21 protein-coding genes and 1 tRNA gene are annotated in these 20,444 nt (G+C 42.8%); 17 read left to right on the forward strand and 5 right to left on the reverse strand.

The features are described 5' to 3' along the window. Positions 1 to 34: 34 nt before the first annotated feature. The 4 genes from OP864_RS02935 (at position 35) to OP864_RS02950 (ending at position 3,280) form a co-directional block, all read left to right on the forward strand. On the forward strand, positions 35 to 490 hold the full coding sequence (locus OP864_RS02935; protein WP_270099804.1) for a hypothetical protein: 456 nt from the start codon (positions 35 to 37) through the stop codon (positions 488 to 490). A gap of 33 nt (positions 491 to 523) precedes the next feature. Further along, entirely contained in the window at positions 524 to 1,141 is a 618-nt protein-coding gene (darT, locus tag OP864_RS02940) for a type II toxin-antitoxin system toxin DNA ADP-ribosyl transferase DarT (protein ID WP_270099805.1), read from the forward strand. A gap of 60 nt (positions 1,142 to 1,201) precedes the next feature. Then, on the forward strand, positions 1,202 to 2,263 hold the full coding sequence (darG, locus tag OP864_RS02945; protein WP_270099806.1) for a type II toxin-antitoxin system antitoxin DNA ADP-ribosyl glycohydrolase DarG: 1,062 nt from the start codon (positions 1,202 to 1,204) through the stop codon (positions 2,261 to 2,263). A gap of 438 nt (positions 2,264 to 2,701) precedes the next feature. Next, positions 2,702 to 3,280, forward strand: coding sequence for a hypothetical protein (locus OP864_RS02950; RefSeq protein WP_156001936.1), 579 nt, complete (start codon positions 2,702 to 2,704; stop codon positions 3,278 to 3,280). Positions 3,281 to 3,445: 165 nt separating this feature from the next. Here OP864_RS02950 and OP864_RS02955 read toward each other — a convergent pair. The 3 genes from OP864_RS02955 to OP864_RS02965 all read right to left on the reverse strand — a co-directional run bounded on the left by OP864_RS02955 (position 3,446) and on the right by OP864_RS02965 (position 5,472). Continuing rightward, positions 3,446 to 3,518, reverse strand: a tRNA-Phe gene (locus OP864_RS02955). Between the two features lie 340 nt (positions 3,519 to 3,858). Then, positions 3,859 to 4,665 carry a hypothetical protein gene (locus OP864_RS02960; protein ID WP_270099807.1) on the reverse strand — a complete coding sequence of 269 codons (807 nt, stop codon included), beginning with the start codon at positions 4,663 to 4,665 and terminating at the stop codon, positions 3,859 to 3,861. Positions 4,666 to 4,674: 9 nt separating this feature from the next. Further along, a complete protein-coding gene (locus tag OP864_RS02965) occupies positions 4,675 to 5,472 on the reverse strand; it encodes a UDP-2,3-diacylglucosamine diphosphatase (protein WP_270099808.1) in 798 nt (265 codons plus the stop codon). A 303-nt stretch (positions 5,473 to 5,775) separates the two neighbouring features. Here OP864_RS02965 and OP864_RS02970 point away from each other — a divergent pair, with 303 nt between their 5' ends. Beyond that, entirely contained in the window at positions 5,776 to 6,666 is an 891-nt protein-coding gene (locus OP864_RS02970; protein ID WP_270099809.1) for a hypothetical protein, read from the forward strand. A gap of 193 nt (positions 6,667 to 6,859) precedes the next feature. Here the strand turns inward: OP864_RS02970 and OP864_RS02975 are convergent, their stop codons facing one another. Then, a complete protein-coding gene (locus OP864_RS02975; protein ID WP_270099810.1) occupies positions 6,860 to 8,749 on the reverse strand; it encodes an MG2 domain-containing protein in 1,890 nt (629 codons plus the stop codon). Positions 8,750 to 9,299: 550 nt separating this feature from the next. On the opposite strand from OP864_RS02975, the gene OP864_RS02980 reads away from it, so the two are divergent. The 12 genes from OP864_RS02980 (at position 9,300) to OP864_RS03035 (ending at position 19,131) form a co-directional block, all read left to right on the forward strand. Beyond that, positions 9,300 to 9,923: a hypothetical protein gene (locus tag OP864_RS02980; protein WP_270099811.1), complete on the forward strand. Its 624-nt coding sequence runs from the start codon at positions 9,300 to 9,302 to the stop codon at positions 9,921 to 9,923. Between the two features lie 7 nt (positions 9,924 to 9,930). Further along, positions 9,931 to 10,536, forward strand: coding sequence for a hypothetical protein (locus OP864_RS02985; RefSeq protein ID WP_270099812.1), 606 nt, complete (start codon positions 9,931 to 9,933; stop codon positions 10,534 to 10,536). 9 nt (positions 10,537 to 10,545) lie between these two features. Then, complete coding sequence (locus OP864_RS02990) at positions 10,546 to 11,091, forward strand: hypothetical protein (protein WP_270099813.1); 546 nt, start codon at positions 10,546 to 10,548, stop codon at positions 11,089 to 11,091. Between the two features lies 1 nt (position 11,092). Then, complete coding sequence (locus OP864_RS02995) at positions 11,093 to 11,878, forward strand: class I SAM-dependent methyltransferase (protein ID WP_270099814.1); 786 nt, start codon at positions 11,093 to 11,095, stop codon at positions 11,876 to 11,878. Between the two features lie 202 nt (positions 11,879 to 12,080). Then, positions 12,081 to 12,461, forward strand: a complete 381-nt coding sequence (rbp, locus tag OP864_RS03000) for an RNA-binding regulator (protein ID WP_270099815.1) — start codon at positions 12,081 to 12,083, stop codon at positions 12,459 to 12,461. Positions 12,462 to 12,695: 234 nt separating this feature from the next. After that, a complete protein-coding gene (locus OP864_RS03005) occupies positions 12,696 to 12,959 on the forward strand; it encodes a DUF8458 domain-containing protein (RefSeq protein WP_015691212.1) in 264 nt (87 codons plus the stop codon). After that, positions 12,956 to 13,549 carry a hypothetical protein gene (locus OP864_RS03010; RefSeq protein WP_270099816.1) on the forward strand — a complete coding sequence of 198 codons (594 nt, stop codon included), beginning with the start codon at positions 12,956 to 12,958 and terminating at the stop codon, positions 13,547 to 13,549. The genes OP864_RS03005 and OP864_RS03010 overlap by 4 nt, the downstream gene beginning before the upstream one ends. A 49-nt stretch (positions 13,550 to 13,598) precedes the next feature. Continuing rightward, a complete protein-coding gene (gene secG / locus OP864_RS03015) occupies positions 13,599 to 13,823 on the forward strand; it encodes a preprotein translocase subunit SecG (RefSeq protein WP_015691214.1) in 225 nt (74 codons plus the stop codon). A 153-nt stretch (positions 13,824 to 13,976) separates the two neighbouring features. Further along, positions 13,977 to 15,230, forward strand: coding sequence for a hypothetical protein (locus tag OP864_RS03020; protein ID WP_270099817.1), 1,254 nt, complete (start codon positions 13,977 to 13,979; stop codon positions 15,228 to 15,230). Positions 15,231 to 15,273: 43 nt separating this feature from the next. Then, positions 15,274 to 16,443 carry a TlpA family protein disulfide reductase gene (locus OP864_RS03025; RefSeq protein ID WP_270099818.1) on the forward strand — a complete coding sequence of 390 codons (1,170 nt, stop codon included), beginning with the start codon at positions 15,274 to 15,276 and terminating at the stop codon, positions 16,441 to 16,443. A 226-nt stretch (positions 16,444 to 16,669) separates the two neighbouring features. Further along, positions 16,670 to 17,389, forward strand: coding sequence for a YdcF family protein (locus OP864_RS03030; RefSeq protein ID WP_270099819.1), 720 nt, complete (start codon positions 16,670 to 16,672; stop codon positions 17,387 to 17,389). Between the two features lie 230 nt (positions 17,390 to 17,619). After that, entirely contained in the window at positions 17,620 to 19,131 is a 1,512-nt protein-coding gene (locus tag OP864_RS03035; RefSeq protein WP_270099820.1) for a GH3 auxin-responsive promoter family protein, read from the forward strand. Between the two features lie 72 nt (positions 19,132 to 19,203). On the opposite strand, the gene OP864_RS03040 is transcribed toward OP864_RS03035, so the two are convergent. Then, positions 19,204 to 20,355: a vWA domain-containing protein gene (locus tag OP864_RS03040; protein WP_270099821.1), complete on the reverse strand. Its 1,152-nt coding sequence runs from the start codon at positions 20,353 to 20,355 to the stop codon at positions 19,204 to 19,206. Positions 20,356 to 20,444 lie beyond the last annotated feature (89 nt).

Below are 20,444 nucleotides of genomic sequence, written 5' to 3' on the forward strand. Positions count from 1 at the left end.
GACTCAACTTTAGTGAGCAACTAAAAAATAAGCCATGATTCAACTCGATCAAAAATTACAAGACTATAAATTGAGCAAAAAAATGCTCAAAGCTTTTTACGGCATTTCTTATCCCACTTTACGCAAACGCTTGCGCACTGCAGGCCTGCAGCATTTTATTGGCCGCAGAAAATTTCTCTTTGCCGAATTCCTACTCATTTTTAAGGCTTTGGGCCAGCCCCAAGAAATCGAAAAAGAAATTGAGGAGCTCGCCTTTATTTATGAGCAACTCCTACAGCTTGGACTTATCAAAGGCCAAAGCCAAAAAGCATTGCCCCAAAAGAAGAAGAAAAAACAAGCCCAAAACAAAAATCGCCCTGCATTACGGCCAATTTCTACGACCTTGGTCCTCTGGCAAAACTTTTTGCAGCAGTATTATCAAGTGCTCTTGCTGGGCCTGGAGCTGTTGTATGGAGAGAAAAAAGAAAAATGGCTGGCGGAGGTGGCGTAGGGGGAAGATAAAACTCAATTTATACAAAAACAGATGGATAATAATAGTTACTTATTCAGGATGGTTCATATCAATAATATAACTCATATTTTAAATCATGGAATTACTCATGCCGAGTCCGACTATGCCAATCCTAACTATAGTCCTATTGGCAATGGAGCTATTATTGAAAAAAGACGAAAAATCTTTGATCCAATCCATAATAAACCTTTATCAGATTATATCCCTTTTTATTTTGGTCCTAGAATGCCTATGCTCTACGTTATTCAAAAAGGCTATGGCGTCCCTGCACTAAATCCCTCAAATATTGTTTACCTTGTAAGCAACATACAAAAAATTCTAGATGCTCAACTCTCTTTTGTATTTACAAATGGCCATGCGGTAAGTGAGGTTTCTGAATTTTTTGGAGAAGATGATATCCCTAATATCAATGATATTCTAGATCAAAATGCGATTAAAACTTCCTATTGGAATGATCCCAATGATTTGGATTTAAAGAGAAGAAAAGAGGCCGAATTTTTAGTGCTCAATGATATACCTATAAATTTAATCCTGGGATATATTGTCTATGATGAGCAAGCTAAAGCACAATTGATTGACCAAAATATCCCTGAACAAAAGGTGCATATCTCTCCAGAACGTTACTTTTAGACAACAACGCTCAAGAAGACAACTTACACTATTTTTTATTTGAAATAAAAATATAGTACTATGATAAAAGAAATTACAGGCGATCTGCTCAATAGTCCAGCAGAAGCACTAGTCAATACCGTAAATACGGTGGGCGTTATGGGAAAAGGTATAGCTCTGCAATTCAAAAAGAAATTTCCCAATAACTTTAAGTTGTATAAAAAGGCCTGCCAAGAAGGCAAAGTAGTACCTGGCAAAATGTTTATGACAACAGAACAAAACTTGCTGGCCGATTCCAAAATTATCATCAACTTCCCAACAAAAACAACTTGGAAAAAACCTTCCGAATATCAATATATTCAAGAGGGCTTAGCCGACCTAAAAAAGCTAATAGAAACTCAACATATAAAATCTATTGCCATTCCTTCATTGGGTGCTGGTAATGGTGGTTTAGATTGGTCCAAAGTAAGAAAAATGATTTTTGCAGCCTTAGGTAACTTAGACTGCACAATATATTTGTACCAACCCAATTATAAACTCCCTGAAAAAATAAAAGCAGAGAAAGTTAAACTTACGCCTGCAAGAGCTATGCTGCTCGCTATTTTCTACGATTTGATTAAAGAAGGAGAATTTGTATCTGAATTTGCAGGAGAAAAAGTAGCCTATTTTTTACAGCGGCTAGGCGGCCAAGAAGCATTCAAAAACTTAATCTACAAGCCCTATTTTTACGGCCCTTATTCAGGAAAAGTAAATCATGTTCTACATTACTTAAATGGTAGTTATCTTAAAGGCTATTACAGCAAAGACAAAAAACCCTTTGAAGAAATTGAACTGATTATGGATGCAGAAGCTACTGTCTTGGCTTACCTTAATAAACCCGAACACAAAAAATATAAAGCTATTGTAGATAAAACCAGTAATTTTTTATCTGGATTCTATTCCCCTTTTGGCTTAGAACTGCTTTCCACCATTGATTATATCTGTCAGGAACAACAAAGTACCGATTTAGAAAAAGTCAAAGAAGCCTTACACAATTGGAGCAGCCGAAAAACTAAACACTTTTCTAATGAACGCTATATTCAGCTAGCGCTAAAACAACTTAAAAATTCAGGCTTATACGATTCTCTAATCAAAGCCTCATAAATTGCTTTGTCCACAAACAAAAAAGTCGGCAGAAAAACGCTATTGTTTTTCTGCCGACTTTTTTTGCCCCGCTCCAACTCAATGAGGTAGAATTTTATTGATTTTTTTTGATCTGTTTTTTTTGGGGCTGCCCTTCACTTCGTTCAGGTCGGGCTGTGCACTGGCTCGCAGGTCTGCTCGGCCCTGCAGTTTTTTCGCTACGCTCAAAAACTTTGGTCTGCGGCTGCGCCGCCCCAGTTTCCATCCCTCAGCCGCTCATCTTGTTTTTTTTCAGTCTATCTTTTTTCTTCGGCAGTTTAAGGACAAGAATTTTTTCTAAAAAACTTAACCACAGGACAAAAAAAGCGCCATTAAAAAGTTAATATTTATCTTTACCCCAAATGAAAGATACAGAAAAAGAGTTAAAGAAAAAACTAAGCGCAGCTTTAAGCTACCACTATGAGCAAATACTTCGCACTCCTAATAATTAGCCTAAGCATTCTAAACTCTTCTTGTACTATTTTATATGGGATCAAACAGAGGCCTTTTGACGATAAAAGCATAGCAGAATTTGTTAAGGAATTTGATGCAGATGAATCTCTAATTCTTAAAGATTCACTATACAGCATCTACTACTATGCTATAGACAGTTGTAGCGACTCAACATTGGTCAAAAATTTATTTCAGCCGCTACAGGTCCATTATTTAGATGCAAATTTTCAACATCTTGCTACGCATATCAATTGCTATGCATCGCCAGGATTAACAAAACTAAATTGGTCCGCAAAAGGAAAGCTAGCTAATTTCCCTCCCCGTTCTGATGTTGATGCAAAAAGTTGTACCCAAGGCTTAGAACACTTACTTTCTCCTTACCCTTTAAAAAATGAGGAGCAGTACTATGTCGTTATTTTTTGGAACCTCTACATGAAGAAACAATCTAAGCACTTAATCAAAACCGTAGAAAAATACATCCAAAACAAAGCTTGCAAACTTGTTTTAGTGAATAATGACATCTGGTACGCTGAAACAGAGGATTAAACTCATCCATATTATTTAATCCACCGCTCTACCGCACCCACAAAAAAAGGGCAGCAAAAACATTTAGTTTTTGCTGCCCTTCCCTATTTGAAAGCCGCTAATTGAAAGGCCGCTGCATTTTTTGCACAAAAAAAACCTCTAAGCCTAAACTTAGAGGTTTTGAAGTGGTTTCGGGCGGACTCGAACCGCCGACACACGGATTTTCAGTCCGATGCTCTACCAGCTGAGCTACGAAACCAGCCGTTTGCTTTGTCAGCGACACAAATATAGGACATCTATAGGCAGAAAAACAAATTTTATCCGCAAAAAAATTAACCGCAAAATATAGTCTCCTGATTATGAGACAGAAAAATTTTATTTTTTATCCAAAAAGAAAAATAGCGCCATTTTCTAACCCCATTAAAGCAAAAGCCGAAGGCCAGGCAACAATGGGCTGAGCGCTGCGAAAGGGTGGCCGAAGGCCAGACCAAGTTTTTTGAGCGTAGCGAAAAAAACGCAGGGCCGAGCAGACCTGCGAGCCCTGAAGCATAGCGACCCAAGGCCGTAGGCCGCAGGGACTGCCCCAAAAAATAAAAAAATTATTCCTCCCAACGATATACCCGTATTTCATTTTCGTAGGCCAAATATAAACGGTAGGCCTGATAACGCAAGGCTTTGAGGCCCTGGGTGGGAATGCCCGACTTTTTTAAATCAATTTTTCGCTGCTGAAAACTTTGAAGATGAATGCGCTGCCAATGCTGCTGATGATCCAACCAAGATAAATAAGGGCCCGTGAGTTGTAGGCTGCGCGCATCGGGCAAAGGAATTTTGCGCAAAAAATTGCCGAATAAATCGAAGAGGTATAAAGCATTGCCCTCTTCCCAAAGTGCTAATTTATCTTGGCTCTCCCAAAGACGAGTAGGCAAAAAATCATCTCGCAAAATGGACCATAATTCGGCCGTTTCGATTAAAACTTGGCCATCGGGACTCATTTTTTTGAGTTGGAAGTCAATCGCATCGAACAACCAAATTTTTTGGTCCGAACTGCCCGAAAGCGCATCCACCTGCAATAAATCCCAATCATTGAGATCTAAACTTTGCATTTGGCCCAATCTGCGGTCCAACAATAAAACTTCTTGAAAATCGGAAAAGAAAATGAGGGGCTGAAAGGGATTACTCACATCCAATTCCTCTATTGTGCCCCGATTGTTTTGGCTAAAACTGTATAACTTTTGGCCCTCGCCATCGTATTTGTCGATTTTTTTGCCGTCCGCCGATACTATATATAGTTGTTGCAGATGATCGAGGCGAATCAAACTACTTTTTTGCGGAATGCTCCAAAGTAATTCTTGGCCCTGAGCCCAAAAAGAGAGGAAAAAAAAGAAGAGCAGAAAAAAATGGCGCATAAAAAAAGATTAAGTCGGAAGCTCGGCCAAATTTTGTTCAGCTAAAATATCCAAGCCCTCCGGATGTTCAAAATAATGCAAACGCAACTTTCCATCTTCTAAACGAGCAAAAGTGGGCTGCGAAAACCAGTCGCCCAAGTTAATATAACGGCGACCGCTTTCATCTAAGCGCAGGTCTTGTGCCAAATGTCGATGGCCAAACATAAAAAACTTAACTGCTGGGCAACGCTCTTTTTTTCGCTGGCAATATAAAATTAACCACTCTTTTTCGCTGCCTAAAAAATTTTGGGGACCATCTTGGGCGGCTCGACTAGAATGCGAAAAAAATTGCGCCAGAGCCGCTCCAATATCTGGATGCAACCAACGAAACAACCACTGGCAAAAAGAATTTCTAAAAATTTTCTTGATGAATTTGTAGCCATGATCGCCTGGCCCCAAGCCATCGCCATGCCCAATCAAAAAGTTTTGGCCCTGCAAACAAACTTGAATCGGATCGCGATGAATTTTTGCGCCCAACTCTTTTTCAAAGTAATCAAACATCCAGACATCATGATTACCCGTGAAAAAATGTAAATCTAGGCCCCGATCGGCCAATTGCGCCAAAAGCCCCAAACTTCTCAAAAAACCTTTGGGCACCACCGTTTTGTACTCAAACCAAAAGTCAAAAATATCACCGACCAAATAAAGGGCTTCGGCCTCTTCATCGGCTAAAATAGTTTGCAACCAACGCACAAACTGTTTTTCTCTTTCTGCCGAATTGGCTACTCCCAAATGAATATCTGAAGCAAAATAAATACGAGCGGACATGATTTTTATAGCTGTTTGCCGCAAGATACCAAAAAGCAGTGGCGACTTCGATATAGATTCCTTAAAATAAAGCCTTTGCTCTAGCCGTTAGAAAAGTAGTCCGCTGGGCAAGTTAGTTTTAAATCAGTGCATTAAGGAATTGCTAATTGTGACCGAAGGAAAAAAAATGCGTCACATTTAAGGTTTTTCTTCCGTTTCTTTGCGGAGCAAGTAAAAGTTAAGTCTCTAAGATTTTTCTTCCCCCACTATTTTGGCGCTTTTTTCGCACTAAAGTAGTTTATCAGCAAAAAATACACTACTACTATGAATTTGAGCATCAAGCAGCCTTTTCTGCAGCTCGTTTACTTGGGCGCGATGATGAGTTTACTCTACATCAGTTATTTTCCCGGCGATTCTGCCTTTGCCCAAAAAATTGCCGCCGAGAGTCTAAGCATTATGTTTGGTCTTTTTTTAGTTGGCGGAATTTTTCTTTTTCTCAAGCGGCCCTACCTCATGTTACAATCTTGGTTGGCTTGCATGAGTTTTTGTTATTTTCTCAAAGGCAGCAGCGACAGTTTTTATTATGCTTCGGCCCAACAGCAACAACCCGTTTTTCAACTTTTACAATTGGACCTCAAAGCGGTTTTGCCCGAAGAAAAAACGGTTTTATTAGATCAGCTCAGTCATTTGCAAGCCGATTTAATTTACCTGCAGGCTGATCAGAGCGCAGATGCTTGCTTAGCCGAAATTGAAAAGAAATATAGCCATAAATATGAGTTGGAGACTAAAAACTCTTGGGTCTACAGCCAACGCCCTTTAATTATAGACTCTAGCAACTGGACCTTTGCGCCCCTACTTATTGATACGCAGGCGCAAATTCGCTTGCTTTGTTTGCCTCAAAACAAACAAGAGCCGCTCAATTCAAAAAAATTACAACAACTGAGCAGACATTCTGCTTTTATTGGAGCCGCACCTCTTTTTGTTGTTAGTTGGAGCCAAGACCTCCCTTGGTCTGAAGAATTGCGCAATCTTCGCCAAAGTTTAGAACTAGAAGATAGCCGCCTCGATATTAACTGGCAAACGGAAGGGCAACATATTTTTCACTCCAAAGAATTGCGCTGCCTAGAACTAAACTCGCCCATTGAAGCTCGTTCTTTGTTTGGCCGCTACCAAATGCAAAAAACAACAGCCACTGCCGCTGCATCTTATCTATAATTTCTTCTTTTTTTTATAGGAGCCCGCAAAGCCAAGCTTTTTTAAGTTTGGCTTTTTTCTTTGGCCGCAAAAGGCCCTTTCAATTAGCGGCTTTCAATTAGCAAGCGGTAGAAAAATCAAAAAGATTTTTCTACCGCTTTTTTCTTTGGTCCAAAAAAGTGGAGGGAATTTTTTTTGTTTGAAAAAGCTGGCCTTAATTTACCCAATAAGGCAAAACAGCTCGAAAAGGCTGGCCAGCGCAAAATCCTTCTATTTCGATCAAGAACAATCCTTTTTGCTCATTATTATAGTAGCTAATTTCTGCTTCTCCTTTTTCATCGCTGCTTAATGCAGCTTGCCAGAAAAGAGTGGGACTTAAATTCCCTCTCGGAATAACAAGGCCTTCATTTTTACGCTTTTCCTGATGATAGGCCGCATAATCGGCCACAAAAAATTGGCGGCTACTATCCAAATCAACAAAACTTTCTGAGTTGTAAAAAATCATAAGTTTGTTTTTCTGTTGTTTTCTCCCCTGCCCAATATTTTGGTCCATTTTAAACAAAGGCTGCTTCTCCAGCTTTTTTTCCCTGATTACCGAAATCCCTTCTACATACACATCCCTTGATCGAGAAAGATCTGCCGAAGAAACCAAGGCAAAGTATGCCTCTGCTAGGCCTTTATTTTCTAACAAGGCCCGAAAACTAAGTCGACTCCCTAAATTTTGAAAATCGAGGGGCAAACTATCCTGCTCAAAATAAAAAGGCAGCACTACACTATCTCTTTCTAAAGGATAGTCTGAAGCAATACGCAAATCTTCCTCTTCCAAGACTAAATCATGAGGCAAAAAATCTTTTTGATAAACTTCTCCAGCCAAAATACTAGCTAAGCAATAGGAATACAATACATTGCCCGTTTCTGGATAATAAGTACGAATGTAGTAATCGCCTTCTTTTAGTCCTAACAAAAGCAACTCCCCATCGGCATTGGTCAAAAAAGTATCTATTAGTTCGGTATTCTGGCGAACAATTAGGGCGACTCCTGGCAGAGGCAAAAAATCATTCCCCAAACAGCGAAGGTATAATCCAACATCATCCCCAGATAAACTATCTTTTAGGGCTTGTTTTTTTTGGGCCAAGGCCAAACTATCTATCCATTTTTCTCTGCGAAAAACAACCTCTTGTTTCTGCTCTGGCCTACTGGGTCGTAGATCAATTATTCTTTGTTCTTTAAATCCATGATAGCGCCCGACTAAGCGAATTTTTCTAGCTTTTTTGAGTGGAAAAGAAAAATCCCCCTCTTCATCTGTTTGAATTTTATCCAATAGCTCATCGGTTTCCGCATCAAAAACACTCAATTTTCTTTTGGCCAAAGGCAGATTGGGCCAGGCCCAATAAAAACTGCCATTTAAGACGGTCCAAACGCCTTTCTCTATTTTTTCTGTTTGATTTTCGCCTAAAAAATATTGAATGATATTGGGGTTATTCCAATCTTTTAGACTGGCCAAATGCACCGCAACCGAAAAATCGGCAGATAGGGGTTTTCCCTCTGCATCTTTAAATTGAATGCCCAAAACCTCCTTTTGTCGAGTTTTATGTTTTTTTGCGGCCAAATTCAAATCTACATTTATGGCTAAGGGCATTTTACTCGACTCTATTTTTTGGGCCTCTATTTTGGCCTCTTGCTGCAAATTTTCTAATGTAGTTTTTGCTTTTTTTTCTGTCCCTAACTTTTGTACTAGGGCTGGATCATAAAGCCAAATTGTTTTCTCAAAAAGGGCAGCGCTATCTACATCCATAAAAATTCTCAAGCGATATGCGCCAGCTGTCGCAAATAATGGCCAACTAAAATCGCCTTCGCCTCTTCCTGCTTGCAAAAGGAAGCGCTTTTTTTTCAACAGCTTTTCATTGGGGGTATAAATTTCTGCATAAAAAACACTGCTGTCGGCCAAAGCTTCCCCATCGGCTTGGGCATAAACAGAAAACCAAAGAATATCCCCTGCCCGATAAATACTTCGGTCTGTTTGCGCATAGATTCTAGCGGCTTGTCCTTTCAGCAAGGGCGTAAAAAATAGAGAGATCAATAAACTAAGATAAAGTTGCTTCATTTTTTTCTTTTCTATCTAGATGCAGTTTTTTATTTTTTTGGGGCCTCCGCTGCGGCTTTGCCTTGCGGCGCTACGTTTCGCAGCTCGCTGTTCGCTCGGCCCTGCGCAAAAAACAAGTTTTTTACTCGGTCTGCGGCTGCGCCGCCCTGCTGCACATCGCTAGGCCGAATAAATGCCCTGCGCTTCGGCCGCAAAAGGCCCTTTCAATTAGCGGCTTTCAATTAGCAAGCGGTAGAAAAATCTTTCTGATTTTTCTACCGCTTTTTTTCTTTGGTCCAAAAAAGTGGAGGGATTTTTTTTGGGTGCAGAAAAAAAGGAGAAAATTATAGTCGAACAGAAAAAAGGCCTCAAAAAAATGGTTAAATTGAAATGCGAGACCGATTTGCTAAGAAAATTGGCCAGGCGGTTTTTACGGTAGGTTAAAACCCACCGCAAAATGGTATCGCTTTGCGATAACCTATAGATGAGGGTTGAAACCCTCATGAATTTAGCGGCGGCCAGCAAAGCCGGCCGCGGGCCCCAAAAAATTCCCATCACAAAAAAAATCCTCATGAAAAAAAGCAGTTTATTTTTACTCTCCCTCTGTTTTGCTAGCTTTTTGGGCGGCTGCCAAGAAAAAAAGCCAGCCAAAGCGACGCCCGTAAAACAAGAAAGTGCCGACAGTAGCCAGCAAGAGCAGCCCAAAAAACAAAAAGGCATAGACGAAAAGTACCGAAAATGGATGGAAGCGCAATTTGCAGCCGGAAAAGCTTGTCCAGAAGCCGATTGTAATCCAGAAACTTGGATGAAAAATATTGAGGCAGGCAAAGAGGGCTGCAATACGGGCCTACCCGATGAAATTCCGAACTGGATGCAAGCCGATATCAATGGCGATGGAATTATGGATGCGGTGGCCAATGTGCCGCTTTTGCAATGCGATGGCGGAAAAAGTCAGGCGACCGCCGTACATCTTTTAGTCTTTTTATCTGATGGCCAAGGAGATTTTGCCGTTTTAGACGATCCTAGCATTTTGCGCAAAGGAGCATCGGTAGAACGCATAGACAGCCTCTTTGCCGATGGGCGCTTACAGATGTATTATGGAGATTTTGCGCAAGAAGATCCACTTTGCTGCCCTTCTTTGGAAGAGCGAAAGCAATTTAAATATGAAGCCGGATTATTTAAATTATTAAAATAAAACCCTTATGCTAAACCCTAAAGTTTTGGCCATTGGTCTTTTGGCCCTAAGTCTTGGCGCTTGTAGCCCCGAAAAGCAAGCAGAAAAAAGCAGTAAAAAACAAGAAGTACAACAAAAAGAAACGCCCAAAAAACAAGCAGAAAAAATTCCGTTTAAGGAATTATATGCGGGTTGGCGCTCGCTTCAAATTTCTGCTAAAAAATATGAGTCAGAAAAAAACTGTACGCCAGAAATCACCTTGGCCGATGATTATAAAGGACCAGGAATTGGTTTGCCGCTGGCGGCAGAATTGGAGGCCAAATTTATAAAAGGCGATATGAATGCCGATGGGCAAGAAGATGCCGCCTTAAATGTGCCTTATTTGCAATGCGATGGTGGAAATGCCCTGCGTTATGCGAGCATCTCGCTTTTTTTTGTTTCTCAGCCCGATGGCAGCTACCGCATTGTAGAAGATCCTAAAGCTTTAGAAAAGCTAGCGGATATTTTAAAAATCAAAGCCCTTCGATCGGGAGAAGTAGATATAGAATGCTTCTATCATCGGGATGAGGCTACGATGGGCTATGCGCCAGACAGCAGTTTGGTCAAAACCCTTTCTTTTCAGGATTTAATTTAAAAAACAACTATGCAGCCCTCTAAAAAATTGAGTATACATAAAATTTGCAACTACTTTACGGGCTATGAGCTCATCAACTACATTTATTGGCAGGAGCAAGCCGTAGGCAAGAACAAAAGCATCTTGTCTAAAAAAGCGGCAGTTTCGGAAAGCTTGCCTCAGCTTTGGATACATAATAAAGAGAAGGGGCAACAATATGATCTTTTGGGCCAATTGGATTTGGCCGAGGGAGAATATGCCGAAGGCTTTTTGATTCAGCATTTAGATTTTTCTGATGAGCGTTCTTGGCGATTTAATGGTTATGCTTATCAGCAGCATATATTAAATGACTACAATTTTATGCACAAAGATTTTTTGGAGGGCCAAATTTTGGTTTGGAGTCGAGCGGAAGAGCAAAGACGCTTTTGGTTGCTTGATAGTTTGGGCCAAAAGCATCAGCTCTTGCTCAGTACTGCGGCAAAAGTAGATTGGCGAATTGATGTGCGCAGCCGCGAGCTACAAGTCTATCAGCTAGATGCAGAAAAAGGATTAGTCATAAAAACGGTCAAATTATAATATGCGAGATTGGGTAGCCGAATTTTATAAAAAGCAGAATGATTGGCTGGGCGTTTATTTGGGTCCGGTTACAGAAGAAGATCATCGAAGAGCCCAACGTTTGCAAGACTTGGCAGAACTTAATGGTAAAAAAAAGGTCCTTGAACTAGGTGGTGGTGGTGGACAAACCGCTTTGGCCATTGCCCAATTGGGTCATGAGGTAGATATGGTAGAACTTTTGGAAAGCTCTGCCAATTGGGCCAAAAAATTGGCAGAACAACATGCTCCTCAACGCCTAAATATCATTCAGGCCGATTTTTATGATTGGGAAGGGCCAGAAAAGCAATACGACCTCATTTGTTATTTTGATAGCTTTGGCATTGGCAGCGATTTGGAGCAAAAAGAGTTGCTCAAAAAAATGCATCATTGGCTAGCGCCCGATGGCTTAATTGTAATAGAAGTTGGTGCGAGTTGGTATTGGTCGGGCCAAGCCTGGGGGCAAGAATATGATTTTGAGTTGGGCATCCGCCGGCATGAATTTGACCCCATCAATTGTCGTTTGCTTGATAAATGGTGGTTGAAAAATAGTCCGAAAGAAGTTTATCAACAATCTTTGCGTTGTTATACCCCTGCGGATTTTGAGCTACTACTAGAAAATATACCACTCAAAATCAGTAAATTACAAACTGGGCCCGCATTTGACGAAGCGCAAAACATAGTACAAGAGCAGGCCGATTGGGCGGATTGTATGACTTACTTTGTTTGTTTACAAAAAGAAAGCGCAAAAAGTTGGACAGACCAAAAATAAAAGCCTATCTTGTGGGTACGCTTTTGCTTTGACCGGCAAACTGGTAAGCTACGATAAGGTAAAAATTAGGTTGTAATAAGTGTTGTATTAGCTTTTGTGAGTGCCTTTTTTCTTTTGTTGTTATCTCCCCTGTTTTGGTCTTGGGCCCTAGGCCGCAAAGCTCTTACATTACATTTTATTCATTCTATTTAATATTTTTTCTATGAACATTTTCGTAGCGAAGTTGAACTTCAGAACTACTTCTGAAGAGCTAGAAGAGCTGTTCGCTCAGTTTGGTACTGTGGACTCTGCTAAAATCATTATGGACCGTGAAACGGACCGCTCAAAAGGGTTTGGCTTTGTTGAAATGCCTGACGAAGAGGATGGCCAGGCAGCTATCGACGCTTTGAACGAAACCGAATTCCATGAGCGCACTATCGTTGTTAAGAAAGCTCGTCCCCGTGAGGAGCGTCCTCGTAACAACAACCGCGGTGGCGGACGTGGCGGTTACGACCGTGGCGGACGTAGCGGCGGTGGTTACGACCGTGGTGGCCGCAGCGGCGGTGGTTACGATCGTGGTGGCCGTGGTGGTTATGACTACTAGACGACAACACCTTCTAATATAGTTGGCCTGTCCAACTGATAGAAACAACTAGGCAACTCCTTTTTTTAGGAGTTGCTTTTTTTTTGTTTTGGCTCTGCTTAGGCAAATTACCTACAAATAAGAAATGGGGAAAATGCAATTTGTCCGCAAAAAGTTTATTTTGTAAATTTACCATCTTGAAGTCGCCAAGCAGATTTGTTTTTACCTACTATTTACTTCCCAAAACAGAAAAACATGACTGCCGAACAACTCCAACAACTGATAGAAGAGCCCGAGGCCCTAAGAAGTTGTAGCTATGAACAACTGGAGCAACTCTTGCTTCACTACCCTAGCTGCAGCCTCATTCGTGCCCTGCTCCTTATTAAGTTGGGCCAAAACCAAGGCCGAAATTATTACAGACAACAGCAAATTTTTGCCTTTTATGATCCAAAAGTTAAAGGATTGCGCAGCAAACTTTTAACAAAAGGCCTAAAATTGCAGAGCAAGCACAGCCTATGAGAGAGTATGTAGAAGGCCCCTCCAAAAAGGAGCCCCAAAACAATATCCATCCAAGGCAAGGGCAATCCCTGCTAGAGCGGTTTTTGCAAGAAAATGCAGCCGCCCAAGGCGAACCCCTGCCCCAAGATGAACCCATAGGCGAAATTCCAATTCCAGACCGCAAAAAACGTTTTAAGTTCTTGAGATTTCCAAAATTAAAAGCCCTGCTCGATCAACTCCAAGAGGAGGACCAACAACCCGCAGATGGCTATATCATTACTGGCGAGGAGCAAAGCAGCCCGCCCAAAGGCCTAGAACAAGCCGCCCAAGAGCAAGACGATACCCAAGAGTTTTTGGATAAAATTGACCAAAAGCTGATCGACCTTAGAGCCAACCGCAAACAGAAAAAAAAGAACGCTTCTGAGCAACTCGAAGAAGATATACAGCAAAGTATCTTAGCCGATAATCAGTTGGCCTCTGAACGCTTAGCCGAAATTTTGGCCCAGCAAGGAAAAAAAGCGGAGGCAATTGCAATGTACCAGCGCCTAAGTTTGAAATTTCCTAAAAAAAGTCTTTTCTTTGCCGAGAAGATTAAAGAACTCTCTATCTAAATCTAGCGAGTCCCTCCATTAGAAGCCTACTAATAGTAAGATATAAATTATGACACTGCTCACTATCCTCATCGCCCTGATCGCCCTACTACTCATTCTCGTTGTTATGGTCCAAAACCCCAAAGGAGGAGGACTTAACTCGGCATTTGGTGGTACTCAAGAAGCCCAAAAAATTATGGGCGCCTCTAGATCAGGAGACATCCTAGTAAAGGTAACTTGGACGCTAGGCGGCCTGCTCATGCTGCTTACCCTTCTTGCTGGCCTCATTGTCTAGGTTTTAAGATTGATTGTATTCATAATAAGCGCTAAGCCCCGTTCTCGGGGCTTTTTTTGTCCCTAAACCCGAATTTCGCCCCCCCCCAAACAAGAGCCCCCCTTTTTTTGTCTAGCTGATGTATCGCCCATTCCCCATCAAAACGTTTTTAGCATGCGCAACTTTCTCAAAATACTGCTTCGCATACTTCCTATTTTGGCCCTGCTAGGCCTCGGATTTTGGATTTTTTTGCAGTTCTATGGCTCTAGAGAACAAGAAAGCTGGTTCTCTTCTCAGTATTGGGGACAAGAAAATAAGGCCCAAAGAGCCGCCGCCCAAACGTTTATGCAACACTATAAAGATAGTCTGCAAAACAATAGACTCAGCCCCCAATTCCTCCGCTGGGCCGCCAATTATAGCCAAGATAGCCTGCAAATCTCGGCCCTAGAAGCCGAAGAAAAACTGAGCATCCAACTGCTCCAACGACATATCCAAGCCCAAAGGAGCCAAGGCCCCGCCCTTATCCAGTTTTTACAAAATCCCCAATACTGCCCCCCAGATTCTATCGCCCTTTTGACCCTAGAAAAAAAATGGCTGCGCCAAACCGCCCCCGATAGCCTGCAAACTTGCCTCGAAAAACTCCCCAACTGCCAACAAGCTAGCCCATCAGAAAAACAATACTTCAACAACCGCCTCCAACTCCTCATGGGCAAAGAGGTCCAAACAGCAGCCCTTTTTGCCGTCTTTCAAGAAGAACTAGATAGCCTCTATACCCAATTGACCCAAATCGATAGCCTTAGCCCATCTCCCAACTACTGGAATCAACTCCAAAAACAAAAAGGCCAAATCGATAGCCTGCCCAAACTCCCCATAGAAGATATTAACGCCCTATTTCTGCCCCCATTCGTCCGCCAAGACCAAATTCTTGGCCTGCAAAAATTATCCGCAAAAAATAGCTGGCCCCAAAGCCTACTCCCCCTCGCCCCCCTACTAGAAAAAGAACTCCCCCAAAATGATAGCCTCATCCTCTCCCCTTTTAACCCCCTGCCCTTCCCCAATCTAATCGAACTTAACCCCCAAAATAAAACAGAAGAAAAAGCAATCCTGCTCGCACAAATCTGGCAAACTAAACTACTACTCGCCGAATTAGGCTGGTACGACCAAAATTGGACTATCCAAGAATTAAAAACCTTTCTCCAAAAAAATAGCCCCCTGCCAAACTACTTCCAAGAACAACTAATTCTCTATCTTCGCTCTCAACCCGGCCAATTGGTCCGAGCAAAACTCCAAAATGAGGTCCTCAAAGAACTAGCCTACAAAATGACGAAAAATGAAAAAGCCCTCAATAAAAAACAATTTCTAAAACAATTTGCCGCCCTCCCCCTAGACCTCTGGGAGGAAGCCCTAGACCTCTACTCTCCCAAATAAATTAGCCTTATTTTTAGCCTCTACTTAAATCATTTCTCTAATTATGTACAAACTCTTTTTGCATAGCAGCCTGCTCGCAGCCGCCCTCTTTCTGGCCAGCTGTGGCAGCGAAAATAACCCCGCGGTAGAATCCAATACCCCCCAAAACATAGAAAATGAAACAACAACAACCCCAAAGGAAGAGAAAAAAGGCCTGCCCGTCCAAATCTCTGGACGTATCAACGGAATCGCCCCAAAAACTAAAATTTTTCTGGACCAAAGAGGTACCAATAGCGTCGAATCCCTCTCCTCTGTAGAAATTGACGAAAATGGCCAGTTCCAACTAAAAGCCGATCTTGCCCACCCCAATATCCTTCGCCTACGATTTAATGCCCAATATATCTGGCTCGCCCTAGAAGGTAAGGAAAACCTCCAAATTGAGGCTACTGTCAACGAAAAAGCGCTCAGCCAAATCAATATCGAAGGCTCCCCCTTCTCTAGCGAACTCAATAAACTCGTCCTGGCCAAAGCTAGCCAAGAAGAACGTGCAAAATACCTAGAAGATAAAACCGAAGAGCAAGTCTTAGTCAACCTTTTTGTCGTCGAAAGCCTCGATATTAACAATTATTTGCCCCTCTACGAAAAGGTCCGCGACCAACTCACTAAGGTCTACCCTAACTGGAACTATACCCGCGAGTTTAATAACCGCATTATGCTTACCGCCCAAAAGAAACAACAACAACCCTTTGGTATCGGTAATCCCATGCCCGACATTAAACTGCCTAACCCCTCCGGCGAACAAATTGCCCTATCTTCGCTCAAAGGTAAGGTCGTTTTGGTCGATTTCTGGGCTAGCTGGTGTGGCCCCTGCCGCCGCGAAAATCCCAATTTGGTCCGCATCTATAACAAATATAAAGATCAAGGTTTTACCGTCTATAGCGTCTCTCTAGATGGTCTCGATGACCGCAAAATGGCTTTCTTTAAAGACAAAGGCGATATGCTCAAAATGCAAATGGAACAACAGGCCCAACGCTGGAGACAAGCTATCGAACAAGATCAACTCAGCTGGCCCTACCATGTGAGCGAATTGCGCGGCTGGAGCAGCCTCGTCGCCCGCCAGTTTGGTATCAATTCTATCCCCAGAGCCTTTTTGCTCGATAGAAATGGCGTGCTCCGCTATGCCGACGGCCTCCGTGGACCCGCCCTAGAAGCTAAGGTCAAAGAATTACTCTAATTTTTGTTCTTTGCTCCCTTTCTCAAAAGCTAGTGCTATTTTTAGTGCTAGCTTTTTCTTTTTTTTGGGCCCGCGGCCGGCTAGGCTCCGCCTAGGTCGGCCGCCGCTATGCTTCGCCGCTCGCAAGTCTGCTCGGCCCTGCGTCGCTTCGCTCCTGGGTCTGGCGCTTCGCGCCACGGCTGCGCAGCGCTGGGCCAACTGACTCACCTCCTAAATCTGTTTCCTTATGCCTCTTGATCGCTGGGATATCCTTGGCCTAGTCGCCATACCCCTCTTTATTGTTTTGGGCCAAAGCTTTGGCCTGGCTTTTTTAGTCTTCTTGCTCTTGGCCCTCCGCTGGGGAAAACGCTTGTATAAGACCCATCCCAATTGGGGCAAACTCTACTTCCTCCTCTTTGCTTTGGGCTTTGCCTCTTGGCTAGGCTTTAGCTTTTGGCTAATAAATGGTGTTTATCAACCCTTAGATCAAAATTTTTCTCCCCAATATATTTTGGTCCTCGGCGCTGGCGTTCGAGAAGATGGCCAACCCAAAAATCAATTGCGCTACCGCCTAGAAAAAACCTATGAACTGGCCCAAATCTACCCCCAAGCAAAACTCATTTTATCTGGGGGCCAAGGCCCCGATGAACCCCTAAGCGAAGCCCAAGCCATGCAAAACTATTTGGTCCAAAAAGGCCTAGCCCAAAAACGCATCCTCCAAGAAGATCAATCTACCTCCACCCAAGAAAATTTAGACTTCTCCGCCCAAAAGTATCCCCAACTAAAAACAGCTCCAAGCATTATCATTAGTAGCGACTATCATCTAAAACGCGCCCGCTTTTTGGCCCAAAAAAAAGGCTTCCAAAATATTAAGGCACAAGCCGCCCCTACCCCCTTTCTCTGGCTGCTCAACCAACTGCCCAGAGAATATCTGGCTTTTCTTAAAGACTTTTTATTCTCTCTATAAGAAGACTAAAAAGCCAAAAACTTCACTATTTTAGCCGCCTAACCTATCTATCTTTTTTTGCGTGTAGAGGCGAGCGCAGCGAGCCGGCCACAACAAGCCCTTTAGGGCGTCCTTCAACGACCAAAGGGAGTAACCGCCGCAAGGCAAAGCCGCAGCGACAACAAGACTGAAAGTCGCAGTTCGACGACTGAAAGGAGTAACGCCCCAAAAGCCTATTAAAAAAGAAATTTATGAAGATACTGAATAGTCTTGTGCGTTTTGCATTTTCATTTCGGGCCAAAAAGATTCACTATTTCATGCAGCATCCGCATGAAGTACAAGAACAATGGCTACAGCATTTAATTAGCAGAGCAAAAAACACCCAATGGGGACAAGAATTTGGTTTTCAATCAATTAAAACACATAAGGATTTTCAAAAACAACTGCCCCTAAGCGATTATGAAACCCTAAAACCCTACATTCGACAGATGATGTTGGGCCAAAAAGATGTACTTTGGCCCGGGCAAACTAAATGGTTTTCAAAATCTTCAGGAACCACCAACGATAAGAGCAAATATTTGCCAGTGTCTATGGAAAACCTCAAAACATGCCATTTGCAAGGTAGCCATGACGCCCTAGCACTTTGGTATCATAGCCAACCCCAAACGCAGGTCATGAGCAATGCCAAAAGTTTGATCATGGGAGGAAGTTTGGAGCGTTTTGCCGAATTTCCAGAAAGTCAAATTGGCGATATTTCGGCCATTATGCTGCTCAATATGCCCTTTTATGGCAAGTACTTTTATACGCCCTCTATGGAAACGGCCCTGATGAAAGACTGGGAGCAAAAAATTGAATTGATGGCCCAAGAAATCTGCCGAGAAAACCTGACAACCATTGGCGGCGTGCCCACTTGGACCATTGTGCTCTTTCGGAAACTACTAGAAGTGACGGGCAAATCCAATATTCTGGAGATTTTCCCCAACTTTGAGGTCTATATGCATGGAGGCGTTAGTTTTGAGCCTTACCGCCAACAATTTAAAGCCTTTTTACCCTCAGAAAAAGTCCAATACCGAGAGAATTACAATGCTTCTGAAGGCTATTTTGCCAGTCAATACGATGGCCAAAATAAGGATATGTTGCTCTTGCTCGATAATGGGGTCTATTATGAATTTATGCCTCTAAGTGAATTAGGCTCGGCTCAACCAATTGTTTTGAGTTTGGCCGAAGTGGAATTGGGCCAAGATTATGCCTTGCTCATTAGCAGTAATGCCGGCCTTTGGCGCTACCAAATTGGCGACACCATCCGCTTTACGAGTTTGGCCCCCTACCGCATTCAAATTAGTGGGCGAACCAAGCATTTTATCAATGTTTTTGGCGAAGAGGTCATGGTCCAAAATACCGATAAGGCCCTAGCCATTTGCTGCGAAAAATGGGGCGCTCGAATTAGTGAGTATACTGTTGGTCCCATCTTTTTGGAAGAAGGCAAGGGCGGACATGAGTGGTGGATAGAGTTTGAACAACAACCGAAAAACTTGGCCGCTTTTGCCCAAGATTTGGACCAAACCCTGCAAAGCCTCAACTCTGATTATGAGGCCAAAAGATACCGCAACCTGGCCCTGCAGCCACTAAAATTACATACTTTAGCCAAAGGGAGTTTTCATGCCTGGCTAAAATCTAGAGGAAAATATGGGGGCCAAAATAAAGTCCCTCGCCTATCCAATAGCCGAGAATATATTGAGGCCCTCGCTCAATTTGAGCAGTAAGGGCCAAAAAAGAGGGCTGCCGAAAATTCGGCAGCCCTTCTTTTGGGGGATGGGGGACCTTAAGGTCTGACTTTATTTCTCAAAAATGAAGCCTTCTTTAGTGGCTTGCTCTCGAACGGCTTTGAGCATGGCATCATCTAGGCTGTTGCCCTTTTTGCCCGCTTGTTTTTTCCGCTCTGCACTAATGTAAGCCGAACGCTGCTTACTTAGTTCCTGAATTTCGTTTTGAATGCGTTCGCGCTCCTTCATTTTGGCTTCTATCACTTCCTTGCGCTTGTCTTTATCTAACCCTTGGAGTTCTTCGGGGAGTTCCTCTTCCTCGGCATCCAAAATGACATCTTCATTCTCTACATAGGCATCTACAGCATCCCAAGAAGAGTTTTTGTAGGCCCCAGAAGATTTAGAGATGGCCCGCTCGGTTAGACTAAAAGCAGCGGCATTGACATCTTGTTTCTTTTGGCGAGCTTTCATTTCGGCCCCTTTGCGGCCACCATAGCTCATATAGGTGCGGTTAAGCGTATCATTGAGACGGAGAATTTCTGCATCCTGAGGCGCTTCGATATGGGCAATCTTTTCATTTTGGTTGATGCAAAGGTACTTGCCCTCGGCCCGATCAGCACCATCTTTCCAGGCAAGCTGTACGCCTTGTTCGCAGGCCCCGCAAAAAATGGTATTGACCACAATAATGCGTTTTACGGCTGCTTTGCAAACCTCTTTATAGTTTTTGGGGCCTTGGGTAAAACGTTCGTTGCCTGCAATAAAAATGAGTTTGAGGTCTTCCTCTCTATCCGACCAATTCAAATTATCCAAGGCATCTTCTATGGCCCAACCACAATACTCTGAGCCGCCATTGGTGCGAATTTCAAAAAGTTTTTCCGAAACTAGGTCCAAATCTGTAGTCAATGGAGCAAGCTGAAGCAAATAACCATTGCTGCTGGGGTGATTGTCTTTTCCATACTCATAAAGGGCCAGCTCAATATTTGGAGCTTTGCCATCTTTACGGCTACGGGCCAATTCATTGACAATTTTCCAGAGCTGAGCTTTGGCCTGCTCAATAAGGCCGTCCATGCTGCCGCTGGCATCCAGTAGGAGCGCAATTTGAATTTTGGGTTCGACTGTCTGCTGTCGCGATTTTTCTACTAGGGGGGCTGTTCGGGGAGTTTGGGCTTGGACTGCGCCAAAACTGAGCAACAGCCCAAAGACGAAAAAATGAAGAATTTTCATAGGTTCTAGTTTTTTGTTAGTGGGGAATCCTTTGGGCTTAATAGTCTTATTGATAAGATGTAAGCAGTTGCGTTTTTGGTGCTTACTAT

This window comes from Saprospira grandis, assembly GCF_027594745.1.
GTDB classification, from domain to species: Bacteria; Bacteroidota; Bacteroidia; order Chitinophagales; family Saprospiraceae; genus Saprospira; species Saprospira grandis.

Bases quoted from the DNA above. Each gene is read 5' to 3' on its own strand.
- OP864_RS02935 (WP_270099804.1), top strand. From the start codon at position 35: ATGATTCAACTCGATCAAAAATTACAAGACTATAAATTGAGCAAAAAA.
- darT (WP_270099805.1), top strand. From the start codon at position 524: ATGGATAATAATAGTTACTTATTCAGGATGGTTCATATCAATAATATA.
- darG (WP_270099806.1), top strand. From the start codon at position 1,202: ATGATAAAAGAAATTACAGGCGATCTGCTCAATAGTCCAGCAGAAGCA.
- OP864_RS02950 (WP_156001936.1), top strand. From the start codon at position 2,702: ATGAGCAAATACTTCGCACTCCTAATAATTAGCCTAAGCATTCTAAAC.
- OP864_RS02960 (WP_270099807.1), bottom strand. From the start codon at position 4,665: ATGCGCCATTTTTTTCTGCTCTTCTTTTTTTTCCTCTCTTTTTGGGCT.
- OP864_RS02965 (WP_270099808.1), bottom strand. From the start codon at position 5,472: ATGTCCGCTCGTATTTATTTTGCTTCAGATATTCATTTGGGAGTAGCC.
- OP864_RS02970 (WP_270099809.1), top strand. From the start codon at position 5,776: ATGAATTTGAGCATCAAGCAGCCTTTTCTGCAGCTCGTTTACTTGGGC.
- OP864_RS02975 (WP_270099810.1), bottom strand. From the start codon at position 8,749: ATGAAGCAACTTTATCTTAGTTTATTGATCTCTCTATTTTTTACGCCC.
- OP864_RS02980 (WP_270099811.1), top strand. From the start codon at position 9,300: ATGAAAAAAAGCAGTTTATTTTTACTCTCCCTCTGTTTTGCTAGCTTT.
- OP864_RS02985 (WP_270099812.1), top strand. From the start codon at position 9,931: ATGCTAAACCCTAAAGTTTTGGCCATTGGTCTTTTGGCCCTAAGTCTT.
- OP864_RS02990 (WP_270099813.1), top strand. From the start codon at position 10,546: ATGCAGCCCTCTAAAAAATTGAGTATACATAAAATTTGCAACTACTTT.
- OP864_RS02995 (WP_270099814.1), top strand. From the start codon at position 11,093: ATGCGAGATTGGGTAGCCGAATTTTATAAAAAGCAGAATGATTGGCTG.
- rbp (WP_270099815.1), top strand. From the start codon at position 12,081: ATGAACATTTTCGTAGCGAAGTTGAACTTCAGAACTACTTCTGAAGAG.
- OP864_RS03005 (WP_015691212.1), top strand. From the start codon at position 12,696: ATGACTGCCGAACAACTCCAACAACTGATAGAAGAGCCCGAGGCCCTA.
- OP864_RS03010 (WP_270099816.1), top strand. From the start codon at position 12,956: ATGAGAGAGTATGTAGAAGGCCCCTCCAAAAAGGAGCCCCAAAACAAT.
- secG (WP_015691214.1), top strand. From the start codon at position 13,599: ATGACACTGCTCACTATCCTCATCGCCCTGATCGCCCTACTACTCATT.
- OP864_RS03020 (WP_270099817.1), top strand. From the start codon at position 13,977: ATGCGCAACTTTCTCAAAATACTGCTTCGCATACTTCCTATTTTGGCC.
- OP864_RS03025 (WP_270099818.1), top strand. From the start codon at position 15,274: ATGTACAAACTCTTTTTGCATAGCAGCCTGCTCGCAGCCGCCCTCTTT.
- OP864_RS03030 (WP_270099819.1), top strand. From the start codon at position 16,670: ATGCCTCTTGATCGCTGGGATATCCTTGGCCTAGTCGCCATACCCCTC.
- OP864_RS03035 (WP_270099820.1), top strand. From the start codon at position 17,620: ATGAAGATACTGAATAGTCTTGTGCGTTTTGCATTTTCATTTCGGGCC.
- OP864_RS03040 (WP_270099821.1), bottom strand. From the start codon at position 20,355: ATGAAAATTCTTCATTTTTTCGTCTTTGGGCTGTTGCTCAGTTTTGGC.